4 protein-coding genes and 1 pseudogene are annotated in these 5371 nt (G+C 75.8%); 1 reads left to right on the top strand and 4 read right to left on the bottom strand.

What is annotated here, in order from left to right; genetic code table 11:
* Positions 1-10: 10 nt before the first annotated feature.
* Positions 11-853 (bottom strand): nucleotidyltransferase domain-containing protein, encoded by an 843-nt coding sequence (locus MHW47_RS31520; RefSeq protein ID WP_374230180.1) that lies wholly within the window; start codon positions 851-853, stop codon positions 11-13.
* An 87-nt stretch (positions 854-940) separates the two neighbouring features.
* Between MHW47_RS31520 and MHW47_RS31515 the strand changes: the two genes are divergently transcribed.
* Positions 941-2374 (top strand): NAD(P)/FAD-dependent oxidoreductase, encoded by a 1434-nt coding sequence (locus MHW47_RS31515; protein WP_239227283.1) that lies wholly within the window; start codon positions 941-943, stop codon positions 2372-2374.
* 46 nt (positions 2375-2420) lie between these two features.
* Here MHW47_RS31515 and MHW47_RS31510 read toward each other — a convergent pair whose 3' ends face one another.
* The 3 genes and pseudogenes from MHW47_RS31510 to MHW47_RS31500 form a co-directional block, all read right to left on the bottom strand.
* Positions 2421-4076, bottom strand: coding sequence for an acyl-CoA dehydrogenase family protein (locus MHW47_RS31510; protein WP_239227282.1), 1656 nt, complete (start codon positions 4074-4076; stop codon positions 2421-2423).
* A gap of 34 nt (positions 4077-4110) precedes the next feature.
* On the bottom strand, positions 4111-4728 hold the full coding sequence (locus tag MHW47_RS31505) for a TetR/AcrR family transcriptional regulator (protein ID WP_239227281.1): 618 nt from the start codon (positions 4726-4728) through the stop codon (positions 4111-4113).
* 100 nt (positions 4729-4828) lie between these two features.
* Positions 4829-5371: pseudogene (locus tag MHW47_RS31500) on the bottom strand (hypothetical protein); the annotation flags it as partial.

The following is a 5371-nucleotide window of genomic DNA, read 5'->3' as shown; positions in this document are numbered from 1 at the left end:
GGCCCCGCGGTCAGCCCGCCGCCGCCCCCAGCACCGCGCGCACCTCGCGCACGACCTCCGCGGCCGTCTCCACCGCCGCCGCGTCCAGCCCTCGCAGGGCCGCGTCCACCCGCTCCGCGAAGCCCGCCGGGGTGTCCGGCAGGGCGGCGGCCGCCGCCAGCGCGCCCTTCTCGTTGAGGCACCACCGGCGATGGTGGGCGTGCAGCGACTGCGCGAGCACGCCGAACGCGCGGGACAGGCAGAGCGAGACGTGCAGCCGGTCGCCGGACGGGGCCGACTTGCGGGCCGCCGCCACCGAGAACTCCGCCTCCCACGCCGCCCCGGCGAGAGCCTCGCGCAGCCGCTCCGGATAGACGGCCGTCCGCGCCCGAAGGGCCGTCAGCTCACCGCCCGGGTCGGCCAGTACATGCCCGAGCGCGACCTCGCCCGGATAGGCGGGGGACCAGAACCCCAGCGGATGGCCCGGCTGCACCCCCACCTCGTAGCGGCCCGCCCGGCAGTCCTCCCACACCCGCTCGACCCGGTCCAGGTCGCGCAGAATCCAGTCCACCGGGACGCCGTCCACCCGCAGCCACGCCCCGCCGTCGACCCACGGCCCCCAGCCGCCCGGTCCGGCCACCTCGACCGGGGAGCCGTGGAAGGCGGCGGCCAGCGCGGCGAGGGCGGCGGTGTCCGGCGTACCCCGGTAGTAGAGGCCCAGATCCCAGTCGGAGTCGGGGCGTTGGGTACCGCGGGCCCGGCTGCCGCCGAGCGCGACGGCCCGGACGCCGGGCACTTCGGTGAGGCGCGCGGCCATCGCCGCGATCCGGTCCGGCACGTCACAGGGCGCGGGGCGCGCGTCGTTCGAGGTCATCGGCATGTGACCGTACCCGCCCACCCGCTGTCGGCGCCTGTGAATATCCTGGGGGCTTCAACCGTCGGCTGACTAAGGAGTCCGAAGGTGCCGTCGATGCTCGATGTGGTCGTGGTGGGCGCGGGCCCCAACGGACTGACCGCCGCGGTCGAACTGGCCCGAAGGGGCTTCGCCGTTCAGGTCTTCGAGGCCGGACCGGCCGTGGGCGGCGGCGCGCGCACGGAGGAGCTGACGCTCCCCGGCTTCCGGCACGACCCGTGTTCCGCGGTGCACCCCCTGGCGATAGGGTCGCCCGCCTTCGACGCGATGCCGCTCGCCCGGCACGGCCTCGAATGGCTCCAGCCGCCGCTCGCCCTCGCCCACCCCTTCCCGGACGGCACCGCCGCCGTCCTCGCCGCGTCGGTGGGGGAGACGGCCATGGCGCTCGGCTCCCAGGACGCGGGCACCTACCGCCGTCTCGTCGCCCCCTACCTCGGCCACTGGGAGAGCCTCGCGCGGGACTTCCTGCGCACGCCGTGGGACGGGCTGCCCCGCGACCCGTACCGCTGGGCCCGCTTCGGGCTCGACGCGGTCCAGCCCGCCTCCCTGCTGTCCCGCCGCTTCCGGGGCGAGAAGGCGCGCGGCCTCATGGCCGGGCTCGCCGCGCACGCCATCGCGCCCACGACCGGCCTGGCCACCGGCGGCATCGCCCTCCTGTTCGCGCTCGCCGCCCACGAGCGGGGCTGGCCGGTCCCGCTCGGCGGCTCCCAGGCCATCTCCGACGCCCTCGCCGGATACCTGCGGGAGCTGGGCGGCACCATCACGACCGGTACGGAGGTCAGACGCCTGGACGAACTGCCCCCGGCCCGCGCCTACGTCTTCGACACCTCGCCGACCGCGCTCGCCCGCATCGCCGGACTCGGCCGCGCCTACCAGGGCTACCGCTACGGCGCCTCCTGCTTCAAGATCGACTACGCGCTGTCGGGACCGGTGCCCTGGACGGCCCCGGAGGCCCGCCGGGCCGGCACCGTGCACCTCGGGCCGACCGCCGGGGAGATCGACGACGCCCTGAGCCGGGCGGTCGGCGGCCTCGACCCGCGCGTGCCCTTCCTCATCACCGCCCAGCCCGGCCTCGTCGACCCCTCCCGCGCCCCCGAGGGCAAGCACGTCTTCTGGGTGTACGGGCACGTCCCGGCCGGCTGGGAGGGCGACGCCACCGACGTCGTCGAACGCCAACTGGAGCGGTTCGCCCCCGGCTTCCGCGATCTGGTGCTCGCCCGCGCCGTGGCCGGACCGCCCGTCCTCGCCCGGCGCAACGCCAACTACGTGGACGGGGACATCGCCTGCGGCGCCTTCGCGGGCCTGCAGACCGTCATCCGCCCCAAGCTCGCCCGCGTCCCGTACGCCACCGCCCACCCGGCGGTCTTCCTCTGCTCCTCGGCGACCCCGCCCGGTCCGGGCGTGCACGGCATGTCGGGGCACCACGCGGCGAAGGCGGTCTGGCGGTGGCTGCGGCAGGCCGGGGAGCCGGTCCGCCGCTGACCCGGGCCGGGGGCGGCCGGCACAACCGCCCCCGCCGCCCGCGCGGCTACGCCGGCAGGCGTTCCAGCAGCCCCGCGAAGTCCGTATCCGGGGCCAGGGTGCCGAAAGCCAGCCCCCGGTCGCCGGCCAGCCGGGACGCGCAGAACGCGTCGGCCACCGCCGCCGGGGCGTGGCGTACGAGCAGGGAGCCCTGGAGCACCAGCGCCGCGCGCTCGATCAGCCGCCGGGCCCGCAGCGGGGCGTCCTCCGTCAGCACCAGCTCACCGCTCAGTTCCCGCCAGGCCGCGTCCAGCCGCCGGTCCGCGCCCGCGGCGGCCTCCACCTCGGCGCGGAACGCCTCCAGGGACTCCGGCTCCCGCGCCAGCGCCCGCAGCAGGTCCAGCGCGTTCACATTGCCCGACCCCTCCCAGATGCCGTTGAGCGGCGCCTCCCGGTACATGCGCGGCAGGCCCGAGTCCTCCACGTAGCCGTTGCCGCCGAGGCATTCCAGCGCCTCGGCGACCGCGACCGGCTGCCGCTTGCACACCCAGTACTTGGACACCGCCGTGGCCAGCCGCAGGAACGCCCGCTCACCGGCGTCGCCCCGCTGGGCCCGGTCGGCGGCCCCGGCCAGCCGCAGCGCGAGCGTGGTGGCCGCCTCCGACTCGACCGCGAGGTCGGCGAGCACGTTGCGCATCAGCGGCTGGTCGATCAGCGCGGCGCCGAACACCCGGCGGTGGCGGGCATGGTGGGCGGCCTGGGCGAGCGCGGCCCGGATGCCGGCGGCGGAACCGAGGACGCAGTCCAGCCGGGTCATCGTCACCATCTCGATGATGGTGCGCACCCCCTTGCCCTCGGGGCCGACGAGCCAGGCGACCGTGTCGTCGAACTCCGGCTCGCCGCTGGCGTTGGAGCGGTTGCCGAGCTTGTCCTTGAGCCGCTGGATGCGGAAGGTGTTGCGGCTGCCGTCCGGCAGGACGCGCGGCACCAGGAAGCAGGAGAGCCCGCCCGGCGCCTGGGCCAGCACCAGGAACAGGTCGTTCATCGGGGCGCTGGTGAACCACTTGTGCCCGCGCAGCCGCCAGGTCCCGTCACCGGCCTCGGTGGCCGCGGTGGTGTTGGCGCGCACATCGGTGCCGCCCTGCTTCTCCGTCATGCCCATACCCGCGAGCAGCCCCGGCTTCTCGGTGGGGGTCCGCAGCCCGGCCTCGTACACCCGGCCGGTGAGCAGCGGCTCGTACGTCTTGGCCAGGTCCGGCGCGTGCCGCAGGGCGGGGACGACGGCGTACGTCATGGAGACGGGGCAGAGGTGCCCGGCCTCCAGCGTGGACATCAGCATGAAGCCGGCCGCGCGCGCGACATGGGCGCCGGGGCGCTCGTCGGCCCAGGCCGCCCCGGCCAGCCCCGCGCCCACCGAGGCGCTCATGAGGTGGTGGTAGGCGGGGTGGAAGTCGACCTCGTCCACGCGGTGGCCGTAGCGGTCGTGGGTGCGCAGCACGGGCTCGTTGGTGTTGGCCTGTTCGGCCCACTCCTGGGCCTGCGCGCTGCCGACGAGCCGGCCGAGGCGGTGCAGCTCCTCGGTGTGCCAGGACGCGCCCTCGCGGTGCAGGCCCTCCAGCAGCACCGCGTCCTCGGCGGCGTCGTAGCCGGTCAACGGCGGTGTCTGGTTGGTCACTTCGTGGGTCGCGCCGCCGGGGGAGCCGGTGGGAGCGGTCGTGGTCATGGGAACCTCCGGAGGGATGGGGTGCGCGGGTCGGTCAGGGGCGGGCGGCGGGCGGGGCGCCCGCGCAGCGCAGCGCCATGGCGACGAGTTCGGTGAGCAGCGCCCCGGCGGTCGCCTCGTCGCGGGCGCCGAGCGGGTCGACCAGGACCTCGCCGACCGCGCCGGTGAGCGCGGCGGCGGTGATCTCGCCGTTCTGCGCGGGCAGCAGACCGTCCTCGATGCCCTGGCGGACGACCTCCGCGAACAGCGCGCGGTAGCGGCGGCGGAACTCCAGCCGCTCGGCGCCGACCGCCGGATCGGCGGGGGCGGCGAGCAGCGCGTAGGCCAGGCCGCGGTTCTCCAGCGCCCGGCGGGCGAAGACCTCCACGCCGCCGGCCAGCCGCTCGACGGGGGTGCCCGGGCCGTGCAGCACCTCGCCCAGGACCTCGACCTCGCGCCCGGCGGCGCGCCGGAACACCTCGACGGCCAGCGCCGCCTTGGACGGGAAGTGCTGATACACGGACCCGGCCGCGATGCCGGCCGCGTCGGCGACGGCGGTCACCGACGCCTGCGCCCAGCCGACCTCGGTGACGACGTCGGTGGCGCAGGCGACGAGACGTTCCCTTGCCGCTTCGAGCCGGCTGATCTCGGCCGGTGTCTTCCGATAGGCCATGAATGAAGTGAACCATCATTCATAGTTTCCCGCCACGGTCCGCGCGGAACCCGGCCCCCTCGCCGGGCCGGGCCGCCGTCGGACCACTGTCAGACCGCCGTCAGACCACCGTCAGGGCGTACGTGCCCGTGCCGTCGGGCCTGCCGCCCGAGTACTGGCGTACGAACTCTCCGTCGGCGTACCGGTCGTGACCCATCATGAAACCGGTGTACTTGTTCTGGATGCCGATCTTCGAGCTGCCGGGCACGTCACGGTAGAGGTAGAACCGCTGGAGGTCGTCCTCCGCGCACGGGGCCGTCCGCAGGATCGTCCGCTCGGCGGCGGCCTCCGGCGCGGCGATCGTCGCGCACCCGCCGTTGCCCCAGTTCCACAGGGTCGCCTCGATGACGCCGCCGGTCTCCGTCACGTCGCACAGGCGCCAGTGGTCCAGATGGGCGCTGAAGATGGTCGAGGGGCGCAGCCGCACCCCGTCGTCCGCCAGCAGCGGCGCGCCCCAGGACAGCGGCGTGCCCGGTACGGCGATCTTGTAGACCTCGGCCCCGCAGTCGAGAGCGGCCGCGCCGCGCGTACCCACAGCACCGGCCGGCGTGGACGCGGCCGGGACGGCGCCGTCGTCCCCGGCGGCCGGCGTGGCCGGTGTGCC

Source organism: Streptomyces sp. OfavH-34-F, assembly GCF_022347745.1.
Lineage (GTDB): Bacteria > Actinomycetota > Actinomycetes > Streptomycetales > Streptomycetaceae > Streptomyces.
This window is presented reverse-complemented; position numbering and strand designations above follow the sequence as displayed.

Excerpts from the sequence above, each read along its gene's own strand:
- MHW47_RS31505 (WP_239227281.1), bottom strand. The coding sequence starts at position 4,728 with ATGGCCTATCGGAAGACACCGGCCGAGATCAGCCGGCTCGAAGCGGCA.
- MHW47_RS31520 (WP_374230180.1), bottom strand. The coding sequence starts at position 853 with ATGACCTCGAACGACGCGCGCCCCGCGCCCTGTGACGTGCCGGACCGG.
- MHW47_RS31510 (WP_239227282.1), bottom strand. The coding sequence starts at position 4,076 with ATGACCACGACCGCTCCCACCGGCTCCCCCGGCGGCGCGACCCACGAA.